General features: G+C 68.4%; 16 protein-coding genes. 9 read left to right on the top strand and 7 right to left on the bottom strand.

Going from position 1 to position 25,720, the window contains the following annotated elements; genetic code table 11:
* Both EV148_RS14800 and EV148_RS14795 read left to right on the top strand, forming a co-directional pair.
* Nucleotides 1-805: BACON domain-containing protein (locus EV148_RS14800; protein ID WP_206750692.1), on the top strand; the 805-nt coding region annotated here is incomplete at its 5' end.
* A gap of 756 nt (nucleotides 806-1,561) precedes the next feature.
* Nucleotides 1,562-4,477, top strand: a complete 2,916-nt coding sequence (locus EV148_RS14795) for a BACON domain-containing protein (RefSeq protein WP_131999604.1) — start codon at nucleotides 1,562-1,564, stop codon at nucleotides 4,475-4,477.
* A 143-nt stretch (nucleotides 4,478-4,620) separates the two neighbouring features.
* Here EV148_RS14795 and parC read toward each other — a convergent pair whose 3' ends face one another.
* A complete protein-coding gene (gene parC / locus EV148_RS14790; protein ID WP_131999602.1) occupies nucleotides 4,621-6,861 on the bottom strand; it encodes a DNA topoisomerase IV subunit A in 2,241 nt (746 codons plus the stop codon).
* A gap of 337 nt (nucleotides 6,862-7,198) precedes the next feature.
* Between parC and EV148_RS14785 the strand changes: the two genes are divergently transcribed.
* A complete protein-coding gene (locus tag EV148_RS14785) occupies nucleotides 7,199-8,359 on the top strand; it encodes a choice-of-anchor Q domain-containing protein (protein WP_131999600.1) in 1,161 nt (386 codons plus the stop codon).
* 133 nt (nucleotides 8,360-8,492) lie between these two features.
* On the opposite strand, the gene EV148_RS14780 is transcribed toward EV148_RS14785, so the two are convergent.
* The gene (locus EV148_RS14780) at nucleotides 8,493-9,449 is read right to left on the bottom strand and encodes a LysR family transcriptional regulator (protein ID WP_131999599.1); all 957 of its coding nucleotides are present in this window, start codon (nucleotides 9,447-9,449) and stop codon (nucleotides 8,493-8,495) included.
* 261 nt (nucleotides 9,450-9,710) lie between these two features.
* Between EV148_RS14780 and EV148_RS14775 the strand changes: the two genes are divergently transcribed.
* Complete coding sequence (locus EV148_RS14775) at nucleotides 9,711-10,553, top strand: nuclear transport factor 2 family protein (protein WP_131999597.1); 843 nt, start codon at nucleotides 9,711-9,713, stop codon at nucleotides 10,551-10,553.
* Nucleotides 10,554-10,623: 70 nt separating this feature from the next.
* A complete protein-coding gene (locus EV148_RS14770; RefSeq protein WP_131999595.1) occupies nucleotides 10,624-11,022 on the top strand; it encodes a DUF805 domain-containing protein in 399 nt (132 codons plus the stop codon).
* Nucleotides 11,023-11,061: 39 nt separating this feature from the next.
* On the opposite strand, the gene EV148_RS14765 is transcribed toward EV148_RS14770, so the two are convergent.
* Both EV148_RS14765 and EV148_RS14760 read right to left on the bottom strand, forming a co-directional pair.
* Complete coding sequence (locus EV148_RS14765) at nucleotides 11,062-13,992, bottom strand: serine/threonine-protein kinase (protein ID WP_131999593.1); 2,931 nt, start codon at nucleotides 13,990-13,992, stop codon at nucleotides 11,062-11,064.
* Nucleotides 13,989-14,558, bottom strand: coding sequence for an ECF-type sigma factor (locus EV148_RS14760; RefSeq protein ID WP_158287488.1), 570 nt, complete (start codon nucleotides 14,556-14,558; stop codon nucleotides 13,989-13,991). Before EV148_RS14760 ends, EV148_RS14765 begins: the two co-directional genes overlap by 4 nt.
* A 129-nt stretch (nucleotides 14,559-14,687) precedes the next feature.
* Here EV148_RS14760 and EV148_RS14755 point away from each other — a divergent pair, with 129 nt between their 5' ends.
* Together EV148_RS14755 and EV148_RS14750 are read left to right on the top strand one after the other, a co-directional pair.
* Entirely contained in the window at nucleotides 14,688-17,189 is a 2,502-nt protein-coding gene (locus EV148_RS14755; RefSeq protein ID WP_131999589.1) for a right-handed parallel beta-helix repeat-containing protein, read from the top strand.
* Complete coding sequence (locus EV148_RS14750) at nucleotides 17,179-18,711, top strand: hypothetical protein (protein ID WP_131999587.1); 1,533 nt, start codon at nucleotides 17,179-17,181, stop codon at nucleotides 18,709-18,711. Before EV148_RS14755 ends, EV148_RS14750 begins: the two co-directional genes overlap by 11 nt.
* A gap of 7 nt (nucleotides 18,712-18,718) precedes the next feature.
* Here EV148_RS14750 and cfa read toward each other — a convergent pair whose 3' ends face one another.
* Both cfa and crcB read right to left on the bottom strand, forming a co-directional pair.
* Entirely contained in the window at nucleotides 18,719-19,837 is a 1,119-nt protein-coding gene (gene cfa / locus EV148_RS14745) for a cyclopropane fatty acyl phospholipid synthase (RefSeq protein ID WP_131999586.1), read from the bottom strand.
* Nucleotides 19,838-19,906: 69 nt separating this feature from the next.
* Nucleotides 19,907-20,293: a fluoride efflux transporter CrcB gene (crcB, locus tag EV148_RS14740; RefSeq protein ID WP_131999584.1), complete on the bottom strand. Its 387-nt coding sequence runs from the start codon at nucleotides 20,291-20,293 to the stop codon at nucleotides 19,907-19,909.
* Between the two features lie 253 nt (nucleotides 20,294-20,546).
* Between crcB and EV148_RS14735 the strand changes: the two genes are divergently transcribed.
* Together EV148_RS14735 and EV148_RS14730 are read left to right on the top strand one after the other, a co-directional pair.
* On the top strand, nucleotides 20,547-23,864 hold the full coding sequence (locus tag EV148_RS14735) for a GEVED domain-containing protein (protein ID WP_131999582.1): 3,318 nt from the start codon (nucleotides 20,547-20,549) through the stop codon (nucleotides 23,862-23,864).
* 242 nt (nucleotides 23,865-24,106) lie between these two features.
* Entirely contained in the window at nucleotides 24,107-25,321 is a 1,215-nt protein-coding gene (locus tag EV148_RS14730) for a multidrug effflux MFS transporter (RefSeq protein ID WP_131999580.1), read from the top strand.
* A 29-nt stretch (nucleotides 25,322-25,350) separates the two neighbouring features.
* Here the strand turns inward: EV148_RS14730 and EV148_RS14725 are convergent, their stop codons facing one another.
* The gene (locus EV148_RS14725; protein ID WP_131999578.1) at nucleotides 25,351-25,605 is read right to left on the bottom strand and encodes a hypothetical protein; all 255 of its coding nucleotides are present in this window, start codon (nucleotides 25,603-25,605) and stop codon (nucleotides 25,351-25,353) included.
* Nucleotides 25,606-25,720 lie beyond the last annotated feature (115 nt).

The following is a 25,720-nucleotide window of genomic DNA, read 5'->3' as shown; positions in this document are numbered from 1 at the left end:
CGGTGTCTGGATGGTGCGCGGCACCACGACGAGCGGTGGGGCCACGTGCGCCGGCGCGGCCGTGGCATGGCTGAGCGCGAGCCCGGCCAACGGCTTGGTCGCGGGCGGTGCGAACACCAACGTGACGATCACGGCCAATCCGTCGGCCGACGGCCTGGCGCCGGGTTCGTACACGGCGATGCTGTGCGTGGCGACGAACGATCCCGCCCACGCGTTGATCGGAGTGCCGGTAGCGCTGACGGTCACGCCGGCGCCGGTGGTGCCGTGCTCGGCCGCGGACACGATCTTCTGTGACGGGTTCGACCCGGCGGCAGGTCCGTTCACGCAGCCGATCCAGGATCCGAGCTTCGAGGAGACGACCGACGACGCCAGCAGCAACCCGTACTGGGACGGCAGCGACAGCAACGCGCCGGGTGACACGCCGTTCTGGAGCAACCTGGCTCGCACGGGTAACTTTGCGGCTTGGGGTGGCGGCTGGCGCGGTCCGGGCACGCAGGAATGGTCGCAGACGGTGACGATCGCGAGCGGCGGCCCGCGTTGGCTCAACTACTGGCGCAACGTGACGCTCGCGCCGAACGGCACGGCTACGCTGGCGATCGCGGTCGACGGCACCGTGGTCTCGACGACGGACATCGTCGCGAATGGCACGGATGCCGACTGGACGAACGTGTCGGTGGACTTGGGCGCGTACGCCGACAACGGCACCCACGAGGTGAAGTTCACCTACACGGCCACCGGTTCGGAAGACGGCAACTGCTTCGTCGACGACATCACGATTGACGAGCAGCAGGGTTCGACGCGCTGAGCGTTGCGGCCCTATTGATACTTGAGAGGCCTCCCTTCTGGGAGGCCTCTTCTTTTTTCTCCGCCCACCTGCGAAGGCAAGAGGCACCGCCCCGCCTACTTCACTTCCCTTCGATGCCGCGCAAAGTGCTCTCGCGCAGCGCGGCGTCATTGCGGAATTCCGCTCGCCCAGCGGCGAGCCGCTGCGCTCGCGAGGCCGTTTCCGCAGCCGCCCGCCGGTTCAAGAGAGAGCCGCGCCCCTGCCGTCGCAGACACGCGCGGATTCCGCCGCCGCGTCCGCGGCCTGACCACATGGCCGCCGCGGCACGCGCGTCGCTCGATCGCGCACGCGATATGTGATCACCGACACACCGCGCCGCACAGCTGAACGAACCGAGTTGTTGCGGCCGGAAGCGAGGCATATAGTCCTGTGACTACTCGGTAGCGCAGGAGAAGATGATCGCGGCTCATCGCGCAGCCGCTCCATTCAAATGTCAGCCAGGAGCGTCGAGGAGGCGCAACCAGCGCCTTCACGTGAACTCATCAGCGGACACCCTGAACGTCCGCCCGTCTCATAAGCCTGTATGGGGATCGACCGATGAGAAAATCGAAGAGTCTGTTTTCGAGCAAGGTCACCATGGCGTTGGGAATTGCCGGCCTGATCGGCCTGCAAGGCCTGGCGCTCGCAGCAGGTGGCATTCACGCCAAAAGCGGCAGCCAGATGCCTGCCCCGCACGCCCAACCCAATGGCAAGAGTCTTCGCAAAGGCGTGGTCAAGGTGGCCGCCACCGGGCATTCGCCCGAAGGTTCGCCATTCCAGCTCACCGTGGGCCTGACACCGGGCGGCGACGGCACCACGTGTGGCACGGATTCGTCGGTCGTCGTCAACGTGGGTGACACGATCGACTTCTGCTACACCGTCACCAACGACTCCACCACGGCGATGGCGTACAGTACGCTGGTCGACAGCGTGGACGGCCCCATCTTCACGAACATGCCGACCGCGATTCCGGCCGGTGGCGGCACCTTCGTCTTCCACCGCAGCGTCACGGCGACCGTGAGCAACACCTACTCCGGCACCTGGACTTCGCGCGATCTCCTGCCGGGCTACACGCCCGACGACACGGTCGCGGCAGCCTTCGTCGACATCACGAGCACGGGCACGGGCCTCGGCCTCGCGGACGACGGAGAAGTCGGGATCACGATTCCGTTCTCGTTCTCCTTCTACGGCGTCCCGTCGAACCAGCTGTGCATCGCCAACAATGGTGTCATCGTATTCGGCGTCTCGACCTGCGATGTCGCTTTCTCCAATACGGCGTTGCCAGGTACCTTCGGAGGCGCTGCCATCGCGCCGTTCTGGGATGATTTCTACCAGCCTTCGGGCAACGTCTATTGGGCGGTGCAGGGGACGTCCCCTAATCGCACGGTGATCATCGAATGGGATCGTGCGCACTACAACGTGGGAGCCGAAACCTCGGGTCGCGCGCAAGTGGAAGCGATCCTCGGCGAGGACGGCTCGATCTCCTTCCAGTACCAGAACACGGCGTTCGGAACGCCGTCGTCGTTCGACCACGGGATCAGCGCGACGATCGGCCTGCAGAACGCCGACGCCTCGCTAGTCAACCAGTACTCGTTCAACACGGTACTCCCGCACCCCGATCCCTCGTCGATCGTATGGACCGCCGGAGCGGCGACCGTACTCACGGCTACGGCGGGCGTCAGCCTCGACGTCGGTGCGCCGGTGATCGGCGTGACGCCGACCGAGATCACGGCCGACGCACCATCGGGCAGCAGCACGCCGGTGACGCAGAATCTTTCGATCGCCAATACCGGTGATCGCGATCTCACTTGGTCGATCACCGAAGCGGCGGGTGACGGGGCAGCGCCGGCGCCGGCACCGCAGGTACCCAGCAATGCGCAGAAGCCCGATCGCGTCGTGACGCTGACCGGCGCCGACCGCGAAGACCTCTATGCACAGCGCAAGCTCGCCGCGAGCCAAGGCCATGCCGTGCAGGCCGACATCCGCCAGGGCGCGCCGCGCGTTTCCCGCGACGTGGTCACTCCCTCCGGCGTCGACTGCGGGCCGAGCGTGCAGGGCATGATCGTGCACGACGATGGCACGGCGGAGAACGGCTACAGCGGCAATCCGGGCACGGTATCCTCGTTCATCGCCGTCGACCGCTTCACGCCGTCCTCGTACCCCGCCACGTTCACGACCGTGTGCACGTCGTTCGTCACGAACGCGGGCGCGACCAGCGTGAGCTATGAAGTCGTCGTGTACGACGACGATGGCGCCGGTGGCGGCCCGGGCACCGAGCTCGGCGCGGTTGCGACCACGGGCACGGTGTCGGGTGCCATCGGTTCGCTCGTGTTCAACAGCGTCGACATTTCGGCGCTTGGCCTGAACATCCCGAGCGGCAGCGTCTACATCGGCGTGCGCTTCAATCCGCAGACGCAAACCGGCACCTACATCGCGTCCGACGAGTCGGGTACCAATCCGCCGGCAGGCGGTTACGTATCCTTCGACACGGGCTCTGGTCCCGCGTTCGCGCCGACAGCCGATTCGTTCGAGGACTACACCGCGTTGTTCGTCCGGGCGATTGAAGGCACCAGCGGCTGCGTCGAGCCGCAGGACGTGCCGTGGCTGTCGGTGGCGCCGGCCAGCGGCACGGTCACTACCGGAGCTGCGCCGGCCACGGCAGTCGTCACGATGGACCCGAGCGGCCTCTCCGATGGTCTTTACACCGCCAATGTGTGCGTCGCGAGCAATGATCCCGCCCATGCAATGACGCCCGTCCCCGTGTCATTCACGGTCGGCGACGTCGACCCCGCGGCCACCGTCGCGCCGGGTAGCTTCATGTTCTCGCTCGAGACCAACCACACCGACAGCGACACGCTGACGATCACCAACTCGGGTGATGTGGGGAGCCACCTCACGTACACGATCACGGAAGCGAGCGGCGCCTGCACGACGCCGTCGGATCAGCCGTGGCTGAGCGCGAGCCCGACGTCAGGCAGCGTTCCGGTCGGTACTCCAGCATCGGTTACCGTGTCGGTCGACAGCACCGGCCTCGCGAACGGGAGCTACTCGGGCAATCTGTGCTTGACGACGAACGATGCGGCGCAGCCGACGATCACGGTGCCGGTCACGCTCGAGGTGACGCCGCCGGACCTCATCTTCAGGGATGGCTTCGACGGTGCGGTCGAGTTCACGCAGCCGATCCAGGATCCGAGCTTCGAGGAGACGACCGACGACGCCAGCAGCAACCCGTACTGGGACGGCAGCGACAGCAACGCGCCGGGTGACACGCCGTTCTGGAGCAACCTGGCTCGCACGGGTAACTTTGCGGCTTGGGGTGGCGGCTGGCGCGGTCCGGGCACGCAGGAATGGTCGCAGACGGTGACGATCGCGAGCGGCGGCCCGCGTTGGCTCAACTACTGGCGCAACGTGACGCTCGCGCCGAACGGCACGGCTACGCTGGCGATCGCGGTCGACGGCACCGTGGTCTCGACGACGGACATCGTCGCGAATGGCACGGACGCCGACTGGACGAACGTGTCGGTGGACTTGGGCGCGTACGCGGACAACGGCGCCCACGAGGTGAAGTTCACCTACACGGCCACCGGTTCGGAAGACGGCAACTGCTTCGTCGACGACATCACGATTGACGAGCAGCAGGGTTCGACGCGCTGAGCATTGCGTCAATTGTGACACCTGAGAGGCCTCCCTTCGGGGAGGCCTCTTTTTCGTGCTTCACCCACGGGCCGGAACGAAGCGGCCTGGCGTCGTGCGCCTCCTGGCATGGCCCGGTGAGCCGCTGCGTGAAACGCGTGGGGTTACGCGGTGGTTTCGATCCGCTCGACGCGCTGCAGTCCGCGCGGCAACAGTGAGCCGCGCGTGGCGCGGTTGCCGCCGTACTCGACGAGGTCGTTCCACTTGAGCGTGAGCTTGCGCTGGCCGGCATAGAGGGTGACCTCGCCGCGTCCTTCGGCAACCACCGCGACGCCCGCGACGCGCTCGCCGCCGGAGAGTTTCGCCTTCGGGATCTCGATGAGCTTGTTGCCCTTGCCGCCCTTGTCGAGCTCGGGCAGCTCGGCGACCGAGAACATCAGGAGGTGGCCCGCATTGGTCGCGACGACGATGCGGTCGCGCGCGGAATCGGCGACGAGCGCTGGCGCGAGCACGCGCGCGCCGTCGTCGATGTTGAGCACCTGCTTGCCGCCCTTCTTGTTGGCGAGCAGGGCCTCGAACTTCGTGACGAAGCCGTAGCCGAAATCGGAGGCGAGCACGAGCCGCGTCGCCGGGTCGGCGATCGCGACCGCGTCGAAACGAGCCCCGGCGGGCAGCGAGAAACGCCCCGTCAGCGGTTCGCCGTTGCCGCGCGCGGACGGCAGCGTGTGCGCGGGCGTCGAGTAGCTGCGCCCGGTCGAATCGATGAATGCGGCTTGCTGCGTCGTGCGTCCGCGCGCGCTCGCGAGGTACGTGTCGCCCTCGCGGTAACCGAGTTCGCTCGCGTCGACGTCGTGGCCCTTCGCGGCGCGAACCCAGCCTTTCGCCGACAGCACGACCGTGACCGGCTCGCTCGCGACCAGCGCGGTCTCGTCGAGCGCCTGCGCGGCCGCGCGCTCGACCAGCGGCGAGCGGCGCGCGTCGCCGTACTTCTTCGCGTCGTCCTTGAGTTCGTCCTTGATCAGCGTCTTGAGGCGTGCCTTGGAATTGAGGATCACGTTGATGCGCGCGCGCTCCTCCTCGAGCTGGTCGCGTTCCTCGTTGATCTTCATCTCCTCGAGTCGCGCGAGCTGGCGCAGGCGCGTCTCGAGGATGTAGTCAGCCTGCTCCTCGCTCAGGCGGAAGCGCGCGATGAGCGCTGGCCTCGGCTCTTCCTCGGTGCGGATGATGCGGATCACCTCGTCGAGGTTGAGGTAGGCGATGCGCAGGCCTTCGAGCAGGTGCAGGCGGCGCTCGACCTTGGCCAGGCGATGCTGCAGGCGCTTGGTCACCGTTTCGGAACGGAAGCGCAGCCATTCGACGAGGATCTGCTTGAGGTTCTTGACCTGCGGCTTGCCGTCGAGGCCGATCATGTTGAGGTTGACGCGGTAGCTCTTCTCGAGGTCCGTCGTCGCGTTGAGGTGCTGCATCATCTCGTCGAGATCGATGCGGTTGCTGCGCGGGATCAGGACGATGCGGATCGGGTTCTCGTGGTCCGACTCGTCGCGGATGTCCTCGAGCATCGGCAGCTTCTTCGCGCGCATCTGGTTGGCGATCTGCTCGACGATCTTCGACGGCGACACCTGGTACGGCAGCGCGGTGACGACGGCGTTGCCATCCTCCTTCTTCCACACCGCGCGGGCGCGCACCGAGCCGTTGCCGGTCGCGTACATCGCGGCCAGTTCGCTCGCCGGCGTGATGATTTCCGCCGCGGTCGGGAAGTCCGGTCCCCTCACGTGTTCGCACAGCTGGGCGATGCTCGCCTCGGGCTCGTCGAGCAGGCGGATGCACGCGCTCGCGATCTCGCGCAGGTTGTGCGGCGGGATGTCGGTCGCCATGCCGACCGCGATGCCGGTCGAGCCATTGAGCAATACGTGCGGCACCCTCGACGGCAGCCACGATGGTTCCTTCAGCGTGCCGTCGAAATTCGGCACCCAGTCGACGGTGCCCTGGCCCAGTTCCTCGAGCAGGAGTTCGGCGATCGGCGTGAGCTTCGATTCGGTGTAGCGCATCGCCGCGAACGATTTCGGGTCTTCCTGCGAGCCGAAGTTGCCCTGGCCGTCGATGAGCGGGTAGCGGTACGAGAACGGCTGCGCCATCAGCACCATCGCCTCGTAGCAGGCGCTGTCGCCATGCGGATGGAACTTGCCGATCACGTCACCGACCGTGCGTGCCGACTTCTTCGGCTTCGCCGCGGCGTCGAGGCCGAGCTCGCTCATCGCGTAGACGATGCGGCGCTGCACGGGCTTGAGGCCGTCGCCGACGAACGGCAGGGCGCGGTCGAGCACGACGTACATCGAGTAGTCGAGGTAGGCGCGCTCGGCGTAGTCCTTCAGTGGGATCTGTTCGTGGGTCGCTTGCAGGTTCATCGATGAAAATCCGGGGAAAACAATGCGCCGCCCGAGCTTCCGGCGGCCAGCCGCGCATTGTGCCGCAAGCGCGGCGACGCAGGTAGCGCGGCAGGCAGGGCCTCGCGCGGGCGCGGCCCGGGCACCCGCGGCGACAAGCATTGCCCGATCGAGCCGGGCCGCGTCGCAAGCCCGGCTCGAATCCGTTTCTCTTCATGAGGACGATAACCGCGTGCTATGGCGCGATAACGCCGCTCGATGACGAGTCGCGCGGTGCATCGCACGATCACATTCATTCATTGGAGTGCCGGCGTCCATGCCGCTACGGTGCGCCGCCCAGGATGACGGAGGATGCGAGATGAGGTATCGGATCGTTCAGACACGCGGACGAAGGCGGACGCTGCTGGCGCCGCTGGTCACGCTGCTCGGCGCGACGGTCGCCGCGCCGTCGATGGCGGCGGTGTTCTGCGTCGACTCGGAGGCGAGTGCGCAAGCCGCGCTGGATGCGGCGCGCGTGAATGGCCAGGCCGACAGCATCAAGTTCGTATCCGGCGTGTACGCGCTCACGTCCGGCCTCGACTATGCGACCAACCAAGCGGGCAGCGACCACAAGGCGCTCGTCCTCAGCGGTGGCTTCAACGCCGGCTGCACGGCACGCACGGGCGCGACGTTCCTCGACGGCCAGGAACAGGTACAGCCGCTGCGGCTTTCCTTCACCGGCGCCGACGCCGTTACCCTCGACCACTTGACCCTGTTTCGCGGCATGACCGAAGCGGGCTCGTACTACGGCGGCAACCTGCAGGTGTACATGTACGACCAGGCCGGCGGCGCCAAACTCACGATCGACGCGGTGCGCTTCCTGTACGGCAATGCGGAGGTGAACACGGGCGGCCTCTACGTGACCGGTTGGGGCACGGTCGTCGTGACCAACAGCCTGTTCGCCGGCAATGCGGCCGGCCAGTCGCCGGCCGCGTCGATCAACCTGAACGGCCCGTTGCACTTCACCAGCAACACCGTGACCGGCAACATCGTTGAAGGAGCCGAGGCGCGCCCGATCTTCTACGCCAACGCGCTCGGCGCCTCGCACTTCTGGTTCAGCGACAACATCTTCTGGGGCAACGACAACGCGCAGTACGATCTCTCCCTCTACGACGAGGGAACGTACGACCTCGTCTCCAACGACATCGGCTCGTATTCCGCCGTTCCGCTCGGCGCGGCCAGCGGCGGCAACGTTTCGGTCGACCCGCAGTTCGACGGCTGCGGCTTCCTGTGTTTCGACAAGCCACTCAAGCGCACGTCGCCGCTCGTCGACGCCGGCAACGATGCGCCACCCGGCGGACTCCCCGCCACGGACGCGCTCGGCGTGCCGCGCGTCGTCGGTCCGCACGTGGACATCGGCGCCTACGAACTCGACCGCCTGTTCGCGGACGGTTTCCAGTCCACGGCCTTTCCGTTCCAGCCGCGCCCGCTGCCGCCCCTCGTCACGGGAGCAAACCGGTCTTCCCCGTTCGGGGGATAGGTTGGGTGATGGTGTCCGGGACGCGAGCCGCGACGGGCATGCAGGCGGATCCGCCGCTGCGCGGCTGGATCCGGCCCGCGCGTGACCGCCTTCGGCGGATTTCGGAGCCTCGACCGAACGACGTCGCGCCGGGTCAGGTGTTGCCGCGCCGTTGCGCCATCAAGCGCCGGTTCGCCGCGATGAGCGCATCATCGGCGACAGCCTTGCCTTCGTGGCCGAGCTGGTAGGCGTCGTAATGGCGCGCGCATTCGCGCGTGAGCGTGTCGATGACCGCGCGGTGCAGCTTCGTGTAGTACGGCTGGGCGTGGTAGTGCAGGAACACCGGGACCTCGTACGGGCGGAAGCCGGGCACCATGCGCACGTGGTGTTCGGGGCGGATCAGGTGCAGCGGCACCACTGCGCGGCCGATGCCTTCGGACACGGCGTCGATGAGGCCGTAGATGTCGTCGAAGTACGCCCGTAGCATCTTCGGCACGGTCGCCCCGGTCTGGATCAGGAAGAAGCGCTCGGTGAAGTTGTCACGCGGTTCGTGGTCGACGTAGCAGTCCTCGCGCCCCTCGTAACGCGCCGACTCGATCAGCACGTTGCGCTCGATGCCGAGCTGCACGTTCTCGATGCCCATGCGCTCGCACTCGGACAAGGACACGCTGAAGTCGACCTTGCCCTCGATCAGCAGGTCCTGCAGCTCGTGCACCTCGGCCTTGATGAACTGGCAGGACAGGCGTGGGTGTTCGCGCAGCAGGCCGCCGATCGCGGGGATCAGCACCGAGCGCAGGCATGAGGAGAACGAAACCAGCCGGAAGAAGCCCGAGATGCCGCCGGCGGCGCCGACGAGGCTGTCGAGCAGTTCCTCTTCCTGGCGTTCAATCGAGGCGGCGTGACGCTGCAGGATGCGTCCCGACTCGGTGAGCTCGAGCCCGCCGCGCAGGCGCACGAACAGCACCTGGCCGAGCGTCTCCTCGAGGTTCTGGATGCGCTTGGTCAGGGCCGGTTGGGTGATGTGCAGGCGCTCGGCCGCGCGCGAGAAATTGAGTTCCCGCGCGAGCATCATGAACGACTCGATCTGCGTCGACGACAGCCGTGTACCCATCCGCGCCTCCCCGGGGGCCGGTGCCAGTATAACCCTGCGTTATCCGGCGATTACCGCGCCTTATCGCGATAAGCAGCCGGCATCGGCCGATCCACATCTTTCATTGGAACCGGCGTGGATGGCCCTTTAGCGTGCGCTCCGTCGTGGACCGGTGCGTGTCCGATCCATCGCCGGAATCCGTTTCGACAGGATGGGGCCGGCCGCGGCCCGTCCGGTAGCGCCCCGCAAGGGTGTTTGGAAGACACGGGAGGAGTTGACGCCATGAACAGCATCCTGCGCCTGTTGCCCGCCGGCCTCGCGTTCGCGACCGGGCTTGCCCTCGCCGACGGGTCCGGTACGCTCTACGAGGGCGGCAAGCCGATCGCGCTGAAGCATGCCTACGCGTACCGCATGCCCGATCCGTTCGACAAGGACAAGCAGATCACGCGCATCGTGTTCGCCGACAAGCCGATCGACGACGCCGCGCTCGCGGGCGCGAGCGATCGCGACGGCGCCATCGACGACCAGCTGCGCGAGGCCACCCGCGTCGACCTCAACCTCGAGCCCGACGGCAGCGTGCAGAACGTCAACACGCGCATCGGCTATTCGAGCGGCTCGCAGAGCGGCAGCGGCTGGTACACGCTGTCGCTGAAGCGCAACGACGACCAGCGCGTCGAGGGCAGCTTCCGCAGCAACGACGAGGAAGACAAGAACATCGGTCGCTACTACGACCTCGTGTTCGCGCTGGACCTCCCCGGCGCGCCCGACCCCGGCGCCGTGCTGCCCGCGGACGGCGGCGAGCCGGGCAAGGCCTACCTCGCCCATCTCGCGTCGCTGCGCAAGGGCGACATCGACGCGCTCGCGAAATCGATGACGAAGGCGCGCGCGGACGAACTGCTCGCGCACCGCAACGACGCGGAGTTCAAGATGATGTTCGGCTTCATCCAGGGCCAGGCCCTGCGCGAGCCGAAGTACGTCAAGGGCAACGCCAGGGGCGATCGCGCGACGCTCGAATACACCGGCAAGGACGCCGACGGCAATGCGGTCACGAACACGGTGTCCATGCTGCGCGAAGGCGGCGCGTGGAAGGTCGAGAAGGAATCCTCGAAGACGACGTTGCAGTAGTACCGAAGTGGCAAGCCCGCCCGCGGCGCGGGGCCGCGGGCGTCATCATGTTGGATAACGGGAGAGAGTCATGAGCTGGACAGAGTTGCTGTTTTCGTTCCGTGGCCGCATCGGCCGCGCGCCGTACTGGTACTTCGTGCTCGTGGTCACCGTGCTGTACGGTGCGTTCTTCGCCTATGCCGGCGCATCGATGTTCAATGCGGCGAGCCTCGGCGATGCGAACGCGTTGTCGTCCGGCGGCGGCGCAATGACGATCGTGCCGGTCGTGTCGCTGCTGCTGCTCTGGCCGAGCCTCGCGATCTGCGCCAAGCGCTGGCATGACGTCGACAAGTCGGCGTGGTGGATCCTGATCGCGCTCGTGCCGGTCGTCGGCGGCCTCATCGCGCTGGTCTTCAACGGCTTCATCCCCGGCACGCCGGGGCCGAACCGCTTCGGCAACCCGCCGGGCCGCACGCTCGCCGCCGCCTGAGGGTGGAGCGCGACGGTCGCAGGGATCGCGGCCGCCGTTTCAGCGTTGCGCGAGCCGCGCACGGAGAGCGCGGTGATAGGGAAGGGCGGCGTCGAGCAGCGGCTCGACGCCGTCGCGCAGCATGCGGGCCTCGTCCGCCTTGCCCTCGGCAGTGAGGGCCTCGGCCAAGGCCACGTTCGCTTCGAGCATGCGTGGATGCGCTGCCGCATGCACGGTGGCGCGCAGCTTCAGCGTTTCGCGCAACAGGCTTTCGGCCTCCTGCGGCTTGCCGAGGGCCAGGTCGGCACGGGCGAGCGCGTACAGCGCAAACCCGAGTTTCGGATGGCCGGGCGGGTACGCCTTGCGCGCGTAATCGAGCGCCGAGCGGGCGGTCGCCGCCGCCGTGGTCGCATCGCCGACGCCGAGCTGCACTTCCGCCAGGCACGCGAGTGCGAGCGGTCGTGAGACATCGGTTTCGGGCACCGATGCCGCGAGCGTCGTCGCCTCGACGAGCAGAGGCAATGCCTCGCCGTCGCGACCTTCGATGTGCAGCACCTCGCCGAGCGAGGCCTGCAGGCGTTTCAGCCTGGCGGTGTCGTCGGGTTGCTGATCCTGCTGGATCGCGATCGCCTCGCGCAGCACGCGCTCGGCCTCGCCGTCGCGCCCGAGCAGCAGGAGTACGTCGCCGAGTTCGTTGCGCGCGCCCTGGTCGGCCACGCTGCGCGGCCCTTGCGCCTGTTCGCCGAGCGCGAGCGAGCGCCGCAGCGTTTCCTCCGCATCGGCGAAACGGCCCACTTGTGCATAGTCCATCGCCAGCGCCAGATAATGCGTCGCGAGCTCGCGCGGGGTGGTCACGCCCGGGCGCGCCGCGCGCGCGGCGAGCGCTTCGCGCTCCGGCAGCGCCTCGAGGTAGCGTCCGCGTCGCTCCATCATCGTGATGAGGTTGCGCTCGGCCGAAAGGGTCTTCTGGTGCGTTTCACCGACGAGCTTGCGGAAGATGCGCACCGCGTCGCGCAGCGCATCCTCGGCTGCCGCAAGTCCTTCCTTGCGCCAGGAGAGCACCAGCGCGAGTTCGTTGAGCGCGTGCGCGACCTCGAAGCCGTCGTCGCCGTACACTGCGCGGTAGCCTTCCACGCCCTTGCGCGAGGCGCGCTCCGCTTCGTCGAGTTCGCCGCGCACGGCGAGCGTATAGCCGAGCAGCAGCCACAGCTCGGCGACCGAATCGTCATGGTCGCCGAGCGCGGCGCTGTCGCGCGCTACCGCTTCGCGCAGGAACTTTTCCGTTTCGGCCGCATCGCCCTTGCCGTCGAGCGCCTGCGCGATCGAGATGTCGACTTCGGCGATCGTCTTCGCTTGCGTGTCCGGTTCGCCGCGGTACAACGCGAGGCTTTCGCGCGCGTGCGCGAGGGCGTCGTCGAACCGGGCGACCACCGCTTCCCACTGCGTGAGCGCGAGCAGCACGCGGGCGCGGACGCCGGTGGGCATCGACGGCGCGTCCGCGAGTTGCCGCGCGCGTTCGAGTGCGCGCCCCGCGCTGTCCGGGTCGCTGAGGGCGAGGTAGAGCTCGCCGAGCTGGGCCAGCACTTCGGCCTGCAGCTCGGGCTGGCCGGCGAATCCATCGGCGAGGCGCTCGCCCTTCTCGAGCAACTGGTGCGGCGTGATCGGCTCGCCGCCGTTTTCGTCGGGACTCGCCTGGCGGATCACGTCGGAAAGGAACTGCTGCATCGCCTCGGCGCGCCGCGCCTGGGCCAGCGCGCGCCGCGCTTCGTCGGCACGCGCGCGCGCCTGCCACAGTGCGATCGTGGTGGCGGCGACGAGCGCCAGCACGGCGATCGCGGCGATCGAGACCGCGAGCCGGTTGCGGCGCACGAAGCGGCCGAGGGCGTAGGCGAGGCCCGGCCGCGCGAGCGTGAGCGGGCGATGCCCGAGCCAGCGCGCGAGGTCCTCGCGGAGCAGTTCGACCGAGCCGTAGCGCCGGTCCGGCGACGGCTCGAGTGCGTGCGCGATGATGCGGCCGAGGTCGCCGCGCAGCAGGCGGGCGACCGTCCTGCCGTCGGGGCCCGTTTCCGCTTCGCGCGTGTCGGTGCTCGCCTGGCGCGCGAGTTCGGCGGTCGTCCAGTCCGTCGCGCGTTCGCGCGCGGCGGCCGGCAGGCGATGGCCGACGACGAGTTCGTACAACAGCAGTCCGAGCGCGTAGACGTCGGTCGCCGTGGTGACGCGCTCGCCGCGCAGTTGCTCCGGCGCGGCGTATTCGGGCGTGAACACGCGCGTCGCCGGCGTCTTCTCGTCGCTCGGGTCGAGTACCTGGGCGATGCCGAAGTCGAGCAGCTTTGCGACGCCGGCGCGGCTCAGGTAGACGTTGGACGGCTTGAGGTCGCGATGCACGACGAGTTGCGCGTGGGCATGCGCGACGGCGGCGCAGACCTGGTCGAACAGGGCGACGCGCGCGCGGACATCGAGCGCGCGCCGTTCGCAGCCTTCGAGCAGCGGCTCGCCGTCGACGTACTCCATGGCGAGCCAGGCGCGGCCGTCGTCGGTGCCGGCGTCGACGAACGCGGTGATGTTCGGGTGGGCGAGAGCGGCGAGGATGCGCCGCTCGCGTGCGGCGAGCCGTGGCGCGGACGCGACGCGGTCGAGCAGCTTGAGCGCGACGCGCTGGGTGAAATCGGCGCCGTGGCGTTCGGCGAGGTAGACCGTGCCCATGCCGCCTTCGCCGAGTCGCCGCAGCAGGCGGAACGGACCGACGGCCGCGGGCATTTCCGACTCGCCGGCGAACAGGCGATCGAAATCGCCGGACAGGCGCTCGGTCGCCGCGCCGGCGTCGTCCATCAGCGTGCGCACCGCGTGGGCGAGCTCGGCGTCCCCGGCGGCGATGCGCGCGAGCTCGGCCGCGCGCCCGTCGTCGTCGAGCGCTTCCAGTCGGGCGAGCAGGCGGCGCACTTCGCGCCAGCGTTCCGGTGCGAACAACGGCTCGCCCGGAGGCGTATTCACGGCGAGCCACCGAGCGCGAGGCGCAGGTAGTTGCGCGCGAGGTCGAGGTCGCGATGCACGGTGCGTTCGGTGACGCCGCGCAGGTCGGCGATCTGTTTGGCGGAAAGGCCGCCGAACATGCGCCAGGTGAAGGTCTCGGCGAGTTCGGCGTCCTGGCGTTCGAGCACGCCGAGGGCCTGGTCGATCGCGAGCGCGCGCTGCGCGTCGGCGTGCATGTCCGGCAGGCCGTCGTCGAGTTCGGTGCGGACGAGGTCGCCGCCGCGTTTCTCGGCGAGCCGCTCGCGCGCGTAGTCGACCACGGTCTGGCGCATGGCGCGCGCGGCGAGATTGAAGAAATGGCGGCGGTCGTTGATCGACTCGAGCCGGCCACGGGCGAGCTTGAGGAAGGCTTCGTTGACGAGCGCGGTCGGCGTCAGCGTCGCCTGCGCACCGGCGCGGCCGAGCTGGCGCGCGGCGATGCGGCGCAGTTCGGCATAGATCTCGGCATAGGCGCGACCGCCGGCATCGCGGTCGCCGCTGCCCGCCGCACGCAGCCATTCGGTGAGTGGCGACTGCTCTTCGGTCACGTCGGCTCGTTCCCCGCGCGCGAGCGGCACGCTGCGCTGGCCGAAGCATAGCGCATCGATCGCGCGTCGACGTGTCTGGGACGCCGCGGCCTCCCGTTTCCCTCCGATAGAGGCCATGGGAGCACGGGCATGGGCATGTGCATGGGCGGAGCATTCCGCCAGCCGGGCATGATCGCCGCGGCGATCGTGGCGAGGGCGAGGGCGGCATTACGCGGCGTGGGCGTGATCGGCGCCTCGGCGATCATCCTCGGGCTGCTGCACGCGGGCCACGCGTCGGCCGCGATCGAGCAATGCGTCGGTACCGTCGACGAGCTGGCCACCGCGCTCGTGCTGGCGACCGCGCCGACCGGGCAGACCTTCGTGATCAAGCTCAAGCAGGGCGTCTACCACGTCGGTGGTTCCTTCCTTGCGCAGTGGCACGAGTACCACGCGATGCAGTTGCTCGGCGGCTACGACGCCGACTGCTCGGGACGCGCCGTCCGGCCGTCCAACACGGTCATCGACGGCGACGGCGGCGGGCTCGAAGGCCTGCGCATGCACGGCGACCTGCGCATCGAAGGCCTGCGCTTCCAGCACGTGGGCGGCAACCGCGAGTTGTTCATCGATACCTGGGACGGCACCGAGGATTTGGACATCTCGATCTTCAGCAACGAATTCCTCGGCATCGGCGTGTTCACGAGCTGCTACGACTGCGACGGCGTCGAAGTGCAGTTCGTCAACAACCTCGTCAGCGGCGCGCCGAGCGACGGCTTCGGCGCGCTCGAAGGCTACAGCGACGACGTTTACGTCTATGCAGCCAACAACACGATCGTCGGCAGCGGCGAGCGCGGCATCCATGTCCAGAGCGACGGCATCAACACGTTCGCCGACAACGTGGTGTGGAACAACCCGACGCGCGACATCTGGGTCGACGGCGACACCGACGGCAACCCGGGCAGCGCACGCTACTACGACAACCTGTACGGCGATCGTTACGGCGACGAAGCGCCCGGATCGTACGGCACGCTGCACTCCGACCCGCTGTTCGTCGGCGCGGGCAATTTCCGCCTGCAGCCGGCGTCGCCCGGCGTCAATTCCGGCGCGGTGGTCAACCCGGTCGCGAGCGTCGACCTCGACGGGCACGCGCGCGTGATCGGCTCCGCGCCTGATCGCGGTGCCTACGAGGCGCAGGTCGACGACACGATACCGGCGACGCTCACCGTGACGACCACGGCGGACGGCGGCGCCGGTTCGCTGCGCCAGGCGATCCTCGATGCGAACGCGAACCCGGACTATTCGTTCATCAACTTCGCCATCCCCGGTGCCTGCCCGCACGTCATCGCGCCGTCGAGTGCGCTGCCGGCCATCACCCAGGGCGCGCGCATCGACGCCTACAGCCAGCCCGGCAGCGCGGCCAACACGCGCACGTTCGGCGACGACGCGGTGCGCTGCGTGATCCTCGACGGCGGCAACGTGATCGCGACCGGCCTCGACTTCACCGGCGCCACCACGACGCAGTTCTGGCTCCAGGGCATCGCGATCGGCGGCTTCACCGGGTCCGGCCTGCGCCTGTCGGGCGGCACCGATGATCTGGTCTGGGGCAACCAGTTCGGCGGCAAGGTCGGCAACCTCATGCTCGCCGGCAACGGCACCGGCATCACCCTGGATGTGTTCGCGCATTCCGCGTCGATCGGCGGCGAGGCAGCCGTGCAGCGCAACGTCATCGCGGGATCCCCCGGCACCGGCATTTCGGTTCGCTCGACGGGATTGTTCTCCTCGACCGGCAACGAGATCGTCGGCAACCTCATCGGCGCCTGGGGCACTGGCGCGACTGCGGCAGGCAACCAGGTCGGCATCCGGCTCGCGACCTCGGGCAACGTCGTGCGCGACAACGTGATCGTCGACAACACGCTCGATGGCGTGCAGCTGGCCGGTGCCGGCGCCACCGGCAACACGGTCGATCACAACCGCATCGGCCGGACGCAGACCCTGTGCATTCCCGTTCCCGTGCCGTTCTGCTTCCCCGACGCCGCACCGAACCAGCGGTACGGCATCCGTTTCGAGGGCGGCGCGCACGACAACGTCGCCTCGGGCAACTCGGTGTGGAACAGCGGCCAGATGGGCATCTCGGTGGGCGGCACGGGCAAGGGCAACCGCCTGTCGGCGAATTCCGTATATGCGAGCCGGTTCTACGGCATCGACCTCGACGGCTCGGGCCTGAACGACAACGACGCGGACGCGGGCGCCGCGAACCTGCCCGATCGCGGCCTCAACTACCCGGCCATCGCACGCGCATACGGGGGCTCCCGCATCGGCTGGGTGGAAGGCTCGCTCGCATCGATCCCCGATTCGTACCAGATCCAGGTGTTCACCTCGGCGACCGCCGACAACGAGCCGAACGGCGAGGGCGAGGTCTACCTGCGCACCGGCATCGCGACCATCTTCGACGCGCCGCCGGGGCAGAACGGCAACACGAACTTCCGAATCGCGTTCGCGAGTCCCGACGTGGCGCTCGCCGGCCGGCGCATCGCGCTCACCGCGATCGATTCGGCGGGAAACACTTCGGAATTTTCCTTCAGCGCGCCCTACCTGTGCGACGTGATCTTCAGGAACGGCGTGGATGACGCGGAGGGTGACGCCTGTGCGCAATGATCCCGAGCAATGGCACCCGGCGCCGCTCGCCCTCGCCCTCGCCGCCGGATTGGCCGCGGGCACTGCGGGGGCGGCCACCTTCACCGTCGTCAATGTCGACGACAGCGGGACGGGCTCGCTGCGCGCGGCAATCAGCGACGCGAACGCCGCGGGCGGCAGCAACACGATCACCTTCGCCATCCCCGGCGACGGTCCTCACGTGATCGCGCTGGCGAGTCCGCTGCCGGCCGTGGGCGGCACCCTCACCGTCGACGGTTACAGCCAGCCGGGCAGCGTGCCGAACACACGCTCGCCCGACCAGGGCGGGCTCGACGCGCAACTGATGATCGAACTCGTCGGCAGCGGCAGCCACGGCTTCACGATCCAGGGCGGGCAGGTCTCGCTGACGCTGCAGGGGCTCGCGATGCACGGCTTCAGCGACGCGATCATCGGCAACAACGGCGGGCCCAATGCATCGCATCTCACGCTCTACGGCAACTACATCGGCACGCAGGTCGACGGCAGCGCGCTGCCGTCGGTCGGCAACACCGGCAGTGCGGTGCGCTGCGGTTTCAGCAGCGCACAGGTCGGCGGCACGCAGCCGTGGCAGCGCAACCTGCTGTCCGGCAACGGCGGCGCGGGCGTGCTGGCCAATGGGCCGGTCGTCGTCGAAGGCAACCTCATCGGCACCGATGCGAGCGGCACGCTCGCCATTCCGAACGGGATGGCGAACAACTGGGGCGGCATCATCGTCGGGTCGCGCACGGGCGTGCGCATCGGCGGCACCGATGCAGCCGCACGCAACGTGATCTCGGGCAATCGCCCCATCGGCATCGGCCTGTGGGCGAGCTTCGGGCCGGGCGGATCCGTCGGCAGCTTCGAGATCAAGGGCAACTACATCGGCACCGACTGGAGCGGCCGGCAGCCATTGCCGAACGGCTTCCCGCAGTTGGGCGCGGCGCAGGCCGGCGGCGGCATCCAGGTGCAGGGCGGCGACGGCAGCGCCTTGCCGATCGGCGGGTTCGGCGAGGGCGAAGCGAACCTCATCGCGTTCAATACGGGCGCCGGCATCATCGCCGGCACGAACGTGTCCACGGCGGCGTTCGACAGCCGCGCGAACCTCGTCCACCACAATCGTGGCGCCGGCCGCGCGAACATCGACATCGGGCCGCCCGGCCCGACACCGAACGACTCCGGTGACGCCGACACGGGCAGCAACGGCGTGCAGAACGCGCCGGAGATCATCGCCGCGAGCCAGAGCGGCAACCAGTTGACCGTGACGTATCGCGTCGACAGCGACGTCGCGAACGCGACCTATCCACTGCGCGTCGATTTCCATGCCGACGTAGCCGGTGGCGCGGGCGCATGGCTGACCCAGGACAGTTACCCCGAGGCGAGTGCGCAGCAGCAGCGCACCGTCACCTTGCTCGTTCCCGCGGGCATGCGTGCGATCCCGTTCGTCGCGACCGCGACGGACGCCGGCGGGCGCACCAGCGAGCTGTCGACGGCGTTCGACGTGATCTTCGAGGACGGTTTCGAATGACGCCGCTTCAGCGCGGCGCGAGATAGCCGCCGCGCACGCCGCGCGGCGACAGCACGATCTGCCAGAGCTGGTTGCGGCGCGCGCGGAACGTCGCCGCCGAAGCGGAAAGGTAGTAGCGCCACATGCGGCGGAAACGCTCGTCGTAGCGCGCCTGCAGGCGCGGCCAGGCGACGTCGAAATTCGCGCGCCATGCCATCAGCGTGCGGTCGTAGTCGGCGCCGAAGTTGTGCCAGTCCTCGATCACGAACAGGTCCTCGACCGCCTGGGTGATCTGCGCGGCCGACGGGATCATCGAGTTGGGGAAGATGTACTTCTCGATCCACGGGTCGGTGTGGTTGGTCGACACGTTGGAGCCGATCGTGTGCAGCACGAACAGGCCGTCGTCGGCGAGGCAGCGGCGCACGACCTCGAGATAGCGGCGGTAGTTCTTCACGCCGACGTGCTCGAACATGCCGATCGAGAAGATGCGGTCGAAGCGCTCGTCGAGCGCGTGGTAGTCCTGCACGCGGATCTCGACCGGCAGGCCGGCGCAGATCTCCGTCGCGAGCTCGGCCTGCTCGTGCGAAATGGTCACGCCGACCCCGCCCACGCCGTAGCGTTCCGCGGCGTACCTGAGTGCCTCGCCCCAGCCGCAGCCGATGTCGAGCACGCGCATGCCGCGCTCGACGCCGAGTTTGCGCAGCACGAGGTCGAGCTTGGCGAGCTGCGCGGCATCGAGGCCGATCGCGTCGTTCCAGTAGCCGCAGCTGTAGACGAGCCGCCGGCCGAGCATCGCGCGGAACAGGTCGTTGCCGAGGTCGTAGTGGCGTTCGCCGACCTCGTAGGCCCGCTTGCCGCGCTGCGGGTTGGCGATGCGCGCCTTGAGGAACAGCCAGGCATCGTCGAGCGTGGCGACGCGCTCGTCGAGGCGCGCGTCGAGCAGGCGGAAGAGGAAGCCGTCGAGCGAATCGGCGTCCCACCAGCCTTCCATGTACGCCTCGCCGAGGCCCAGCGAACCATGCGCGAGGACGCGCGCGTAGAGGCGGTCGTCGTGCACGGTGAGGTCGGTGGGCGCGGGGCCGCCGATGCGCACGCCGGCCGCTTCCAGCAGGGAGGCGATGCGTTGTTGCGCGCGTGCGTTGCTCATGCTCGATCAGGTTGGCCGCGACCTCGACGCGAAATCAGGACATGCCGCGCCTGAATCAACCCCGACCGTTCAGCCACGCAGGAACAGGCGCACGAGCCCGAAGCCGGCCAGGGTCATCGCGATCGATCCGGCCACGTGCGCGCCGATGATCGCCGCTGCCCAGCCCCATTGCGCGCGCAGCATGAGATTGGTCGTCTCGGCCGAGAACGACGAGAACGTCGTGAGGCCGCCGAGGAAACCGGTCGTGAGCGCGAGGCGCCAGGCGAGCGGCACGGTGTCGAAATGCGCGAACAGGCCCATCGCCAAGCCCATGACCAGTCCGCCCGCGAGGTTCGCCACCAGCGTGCCGAGCGGGATGTGCGGCAGCAGCGGGTTCAGCGCGAGGCCGAGCAACCAGCGCACGACCGCGCCGGCGAAGGCGCCGAAGCCTACGGCGAAGACGGAAGCGGCATTCATGCGTGGCGTTGATGCTCCTGTCGTGGGGGCTTCGCGGCATGCGGGTGCGGATCGTAGCAGGCACAGGACGCCTGCTGCGTCTCATCCCGGCGGCGTAGTGCTTGCGTCCGGGGGCGGATCTGGTGTAAATCCCAAGGATTGTCCGCTCCGCCTGCGGGCGTACTGCGGTGCTCCCGCAGCAGGAACTTCAGGCGGGCGCTTCTCGGGGCGCGCTTCCACTGGACTCCTTCCGCTCGAAACCACTGGGGAAATCATGCGAGTTTGCCATCGACTGCGGGCCTTCGTCGGCCTCGCCGTACTACTTTCAACGGCGATTCCCGTGCTCGCGCACGCGCGCATCGTCACGATCGAGATCAACCAGGCCAAGGGCGTCGACACGAACGTCGATTATGCGCGCCTGGTCGAATACGGGCCCTGGGACGACCGCAACTACGCGCTCACCCAGGCCGATCTCGCCTACCTGCCGAAGGAAGAAACCGAGGCGCGCGATCCGCTGCCTGCGTTCTTCCGCGTCTGGATACGCAAGACGGCGATCGCCGAGGGGCATCCGCTGCCGACCAGTGGCCCGGCGCAGTATCCGCGCAGCGCGGTGAACACGTTCCTGCAGCGCTTCGAGGGCATCCAGATCGACGGCCACATCTACCGTGGCATCAACCGCATCGATGGCAACCGCTTCGAGGTCTTCGACGAGGAAGAGCTCGAGGAGATGGGCGAGAACTGGCCGAGGTTCGTGACCGGTGAAGTGAAGATCACCACGCCGGTCGGTGCCGAGGAAACCGCGATCGCGGTCAATCCCGTCGACACCAACTTCGTCATCGCGGGCAGCAACGGCCCCGGCAGTGGCCAGAAGATGTGGCGCTCGACCGACGGCGGCGCGACCTGGAGCACCGCGATCAGCCTGCCGGGCAATACCTGCTGCGACGCCACGGTCGGTTGGTCCACCGACGGCCAGATCGCCTACACGGCGTCGCTGGTGAACTGCGGTGCCAGCTGCGGCGTCGACTTCTTCCGCTCGCTCGACAAGGGCGCGACCTGGACGCGCAGCGCCGGCCTCGTCTCCAGCGGCTCCGACAAGGAATACCTGCACGTCGATTCCTATCCGGGATCGCCGTACAAGGACAACATCTACGTGTCCTGGCACCAGGCCAACGTGCAGAAGTTCGCGCGTTCGACCGACAAGGGCCTGACGTTCAGCACGCCGCTCACGCTCGACACCGCCTTCAAGGGCATCGGTAGCGACATCACCACCGACAAGCAGGGCAACGTCTATTACTTCTTCCCGTCCACAACGGGCAGCAACATCCGCGTGGTCAAGTCGACCGACGGTGGCGCGACGTTCGCGTCCAGCGGCGTCACGGTGGCCAATACCGTCGCCTCGTTCGACTTCCCGCTGCCGTCGATGTCGACGCGCAACGCGTTCATCTACGTGGCGGCCGACACCGATCTCAGCAATGGCCCGTACGGCAACAGCATCTACGTCGCCTGGCCGGACACCTACAATGCGGAGAGCGGTACCGCGGCGAACAACCATGCGCGCGTGCAGGTTGCCTATTCGCGCGACGGTGGCGCGACCTGGAACGTCACGACGCCGCACCCGACCTCGGACGGCCAGACCGTCGACCGCTACCAGCAGTGGCTCAAGGTCGACGACTGGGGCCGCGTCCACGTCGTCTACTACGACACCCGCCACAGCAGCAACCGCACCGGCGTCGACCTCTACTACTCGGTCTCGCTCGACGGCGCCCAGACCTGGGAAACGCCGCGCCGCCTGACCACCGTGACGTCGCCGAAGATCAATACGTCCATGGAATGGGGCGACTACAACGGCATGGACATGGCGATGAACGACATCATCGCCATCTACACCGACAACCGCGCCGTCAACAACGGCGACGTGTGGGGCGTCGGTGGCTTCGCCGACGCGCCCGAGCCGGACTATCGCCTCGGCGTGCCGACGACGACGCAGTACGCCTGCGCCGGCAGCGCGATCGATCCGGTTTCGGTCGGCGTGAATTCGCTCGCGGGCTACTCGGGCACGGTCACGCTGAGCCTGCCGGGCCTCGACGGCTCGGCGTTCACGGGTGGCCTGTTCGCTCCGAATCCGGTCACGCCGCCGACCAATGGCGGCACCACGTCGGTGCTGACGCTCGGCACGCAGCCGGGTGCCGCAACGGGTACCTACACGGTCACCGTGCGTGGCACCGACAACCAGGCTCCCCCGGTGGTCAAGGACGTGAGCTTCGCCGTGCAGATCGCCGCCGGCCAGCCGGGCACGCCATCGCCATCCCTGCCCGCGAATGGCGCGACCGGCACGCCGCGCCAGCCGGTGTTCACCTGGGGCGCCGATCCGGTCGCCGTCGGCTATACGATCGAGATCGCGACGGACGCCGCGTTCACGACCATCGTCGACACCGGCACGCCGACCGCGGCGACCTACACGCCGACGAACCCGCTGCAGCCGTTGACGACCTACTACTGGCGCGTGCGCTCCAACAGCCCGTGCGGCAACAGCACGACGTCGCAGGTGTTCTCGTTCACGACCGGCGTGACGTTCCCCGAGCCGTACTGCAGCGTCGCGTTCCCGAACAACGTCGAGCCGATCACGCACGTGCTCGTCGCGGGCATCGACAAGACCACGAGCCCGATCCTGAACGGCACTCCGGCGCTCGAGGACTTCACCGCGACCGTCGGCAACGTCGCCGCCGGCTCGACCGCGTCGATCAAGGTCGAAGGCAACACGGACGGCAACTTCACGACCTACATCTCGGCGTACATCGACTGGAACCACAACGGCACGTTCGATGCGGGCGAGGGTACCAATGTCGGCTCGATCACCAATTCGACCGGCACCGACGGCAAGCAGGCGGTCGGCACGATCACGGTGCCTTCGGGCGCGCTGTCCGGCGCGACGCGCATGCGCGTGATCAAGAAGTACTCGAGCTCGGTCAACTATCCGGGCGCGTGCAACACCGATGGCTACGGCCAGGCCGAGGACTACACGATCACGGTGGGCGGCGATCCGGCCTACACGGTCGGCGGCACGGTCGGCGGCCTCACCGGCAGCGGCCTCGTGCTCTCGCTCAATGCGGGCGCGCAGACGGTTCCGGTCGCCACCAATGGCGCGTTCACGTTCCCGACCGGCCTCGCCAACGGTGCGGCGTACGCGGTCACCGTCGGCACGCAGCCGGCCGGCCAGACCTGCTCGGTCGCCAACGGCAGCGGCACGATCAGCGGTGCGAACGTCACCAATGTCACCGTCACCTGCGCGGCGACGCCGACCTACACGATCGGCGGCAACGTCGGCGGTCTCACCGGCAGCGGCCTCGTGCTCTCGCTCAATGCGGGTGCGCAGACGCTTCCGGTTGCCGCGAACGGCGCGTTCACGTTCCCGACCGGCCTCGCCGATGGTGCGGCGTACGCGGTCACGGTCGGCACGCAGCCGGCGGGCCAGACCTGCTCGGTCGCCAATGGCAGCGGCACGGTATCGGCCGCGAACGTGACGGATGTCGGCGTCGCCTGCGTCGACGACGTCGACGACACGATCTTCGCCGACGGGTTCGACGAGCTGTAAATCCGCGCACCAGCGCGTTTCTACCGGGGCCGGTCGTGCGACCGGCCCTTTTTTTTCGCCGCGCCGGGTTGACGGCGTGGTGCTCGCCGCCGAGGCGAGCGGAGCAGCGCGCGACACGACTGCCTGGCCTCCGTGAGGGCGGCGCCGTCTCACGGACCATGCCTCAAGCCAGGCTGGCACGGAGCATCGCCACCAACGCCCCGCACTTCCTGTAGCATGCCCGGCCGCCCCGTCGACGAGCCATGAACGCTTCGATCGCTCCACGCCGCCGCCTGCTCGCGCCGTTGCTCGCCGCGCTGGCGATGTTCGGCCCGTTCTCGATCGACACGATCTTCCCGGCATTCCCGGCGATCGGGGCCGACCTGCATGCGAGCCCGTTCGCGATGCAGCAGACGATCAGCGTGTACATGGTTGCTTATGCGCTGATGTCGCTGCTGCACGGGCCGTTCTCCGATGCGCTCGGTCGCCGCCGCGTGATCCTCGCCGGCGTGCTCGTGTTCGCGTTCGCTTCGCTCGGCTGCGCGTTCTCGAACTCCATCGGCGAGCTGCTCGCGTTCCGTGCGCTGCAAGGCATGTCGGCGGGGGCGGGGCTGATCGTCGGCCGCGCGATCATCCGCGACTGTTTCGACGGCGTCGAAGCACAGAAACTGATGTCGACGGTATCGATGATCTTCGGCATCGCGCCGGCGATGGCGCCGATCGTTGGCGGTTGGGTCATCGCGTTCGCGCGTTGGCCCATGATCTTCGCGCTGCTCGCCGCGTTCGCGACGGCGCTGTGGCTTGCCTGCCTCGCGTTGCTGCCCGAGACGCACCAGCGCGAGCGGCGCGTCCCGTTGTCACTGCGCGAACTCGCCACGACCTACCGCCTGATCGGTCGCGACCGCGCTTTCGTGCCGCTCGTGCTGGCCGGCTCGCTCAACTTCAATGCGCTGTGGGTGTACATCTCGTCCGCGCCGGCCTTCGTGCTCGACCTGCTGAAGCTCGACGCGCAGCATTTCGCGTGGCTGTTCGTTCCGGCGATCAGCGGCATGATGACCGGAGCATTCCTTTCCGGTCGCCTCGCTGGCCGGCTCTCGCCGGCGACGACGGTGCGGCTCGGCTACGCGATCATGCTCGGCGCATCGACGCTCAACCTCCTGTGCGCGTGGTGGCTGCCGCAGCCGCGCGTCCCATGGTCGGTGATCCCGATCGGCCTGCACGCGATCGGCATCGGCATGAATTTCCCGACGCTGACCCTGCTCCTGCTCGACCGCTTCCCGCACCATCGCGGCGCCGCGTCGTCGGTGCAGGCCTTCATCAGCCTCGTCATCAGCGCCACGATCGCCGGTGTGCTTGCGCCGGTGCTGTCGGCGAACCCGGTGCGGCTCGCGCTCGGTGCGCTGCTGGCGACGCTGCTCGGCTTCGCAGGCTGGCACGTGTACCGCTCGCTGACGCGGCGCGAGCGCGCGGCGGCCTGACGCGGGGCGGCGCGCACGCGCCGGGCGGGTTATTCCGTCGGTGCCGGGGCGGCCTGGCCGCCGCCAGCGAGGATCGCGCGCAGCACCGCGAAGACTTCGTCCTTGCTGCCGGTCACGTTGATCTGCGCCTCGCGCTGGATCCCGGTGCCGATATTGACCGAGTAGCCGATGCCGAGGTCATTGCCGTCCTCGTCGATCCGCGCATAGGTTTCGGGCCGGCTGATGTAGACGATCGCGCCGGCGTCGACGAAACGGCCATCGGGGAGCTTGATCCAGCGTTGCATTGGGGGGACCGTGGTTCGGGATTCGGGATTCGGGATTCGGGATTCGGGATTCGGGATTCGGGATTCGCGAAAGCGGCAACCCGTGGTGGAGTCTAGCAAATTTGGTGATTCGTGA

This window comes from Dokdonella fugitiva, from assembly GCF_004342425.1.
Classification (GTDB): domain Bacteria; phylum Pseudomonadota; class Gammaproteobacteria; order Xanthomonadales; family Rhodanobacteraceae; genus Dokdonella_A; species Dokdonella_A fugitiva.
Note: the sequence above shows the minus strand (reverse complement) of the source record. Positions and strands in the feature narration are given on the sequence as shown.

Bases quoted from the DNA above. Each gene is read 5' to 3' on its own strand.
- EV148_RS14770 (WP_131999595.1), top strand. From the start codon at position 10,624: ATGAGCTGGACAGAGTTGCTGTTTTCGTTCCGTGGCCGCATCGGCCGC.
- EV148_RS14755 (WP_131999589.1), top strand. From the start codon at position 14,688: ATGGGCATGTGCATGGGCGGAGCATTCCGCCAGCCGGGCATGATCGCC.
- EV148_RS14735 (WP_131999582.1), top strand. From the start codon at position 20,547: ATGCGAGTTTGCCATCGACTGCGGGCCTTCGTCGGCCTCGCCGTACTA.
- EV148_RS14785 (WP_131999600.1), top strand. From the start codon at position 7,199: ATGAGGTATCGGATCGTTCAGACACGCGGACGAAGGCGGACGCTGCTG.
- crcB (WP_131999584.1), bottom strand. From the start codon at position 20,293: ATGAATGCCGCTTCCGTCTTCGCCGTAGGCTTCGGCGCCTTCGCCGGC.
- parC (WP_131999602.1), bottom strand. From the start codon at position 6,861: ATGAACCTGCAAGCGACCCACGAACAGATCCCACTGAAGGACTACGCC.
- EV148_RS14725 (WP_131999578.1), bottom strand. From the start codon at position 25,605: ATGCAACGCTGGATCAAGCTCCCCGATGGCCGTTTCGTCGACGCCGGC.
- EV148_RS14780 (WP_131999599.1), bottom strand. From the start codon at position 9,449: ATGGGTACACGGCTGTCGTCGACGCAGATCGAGTCGTTCATGATGCTC.
- EV148_RS14730 (WP_131999580.1), top strand. From the start codon at position 24,107: ATGAACGCTTCGATCGCTCCACGCCGCCGCCTGCTCGCGCCGTTGCTC.
- EV148_RS14775 (WP_131999597.1), top strand. From the start codon at position 9,711: ATGAACAGCATCCTGCGCCTGTTGCCCGCCGGCCTCGCGTTCGCGACC.
- cfa (WP_131999586.1), bottom strand. From the start codon at position 19,837: ATGAGCAACGCACGCGCGCAACAACGCATCGCCTCCCTGCTGGAAGCG.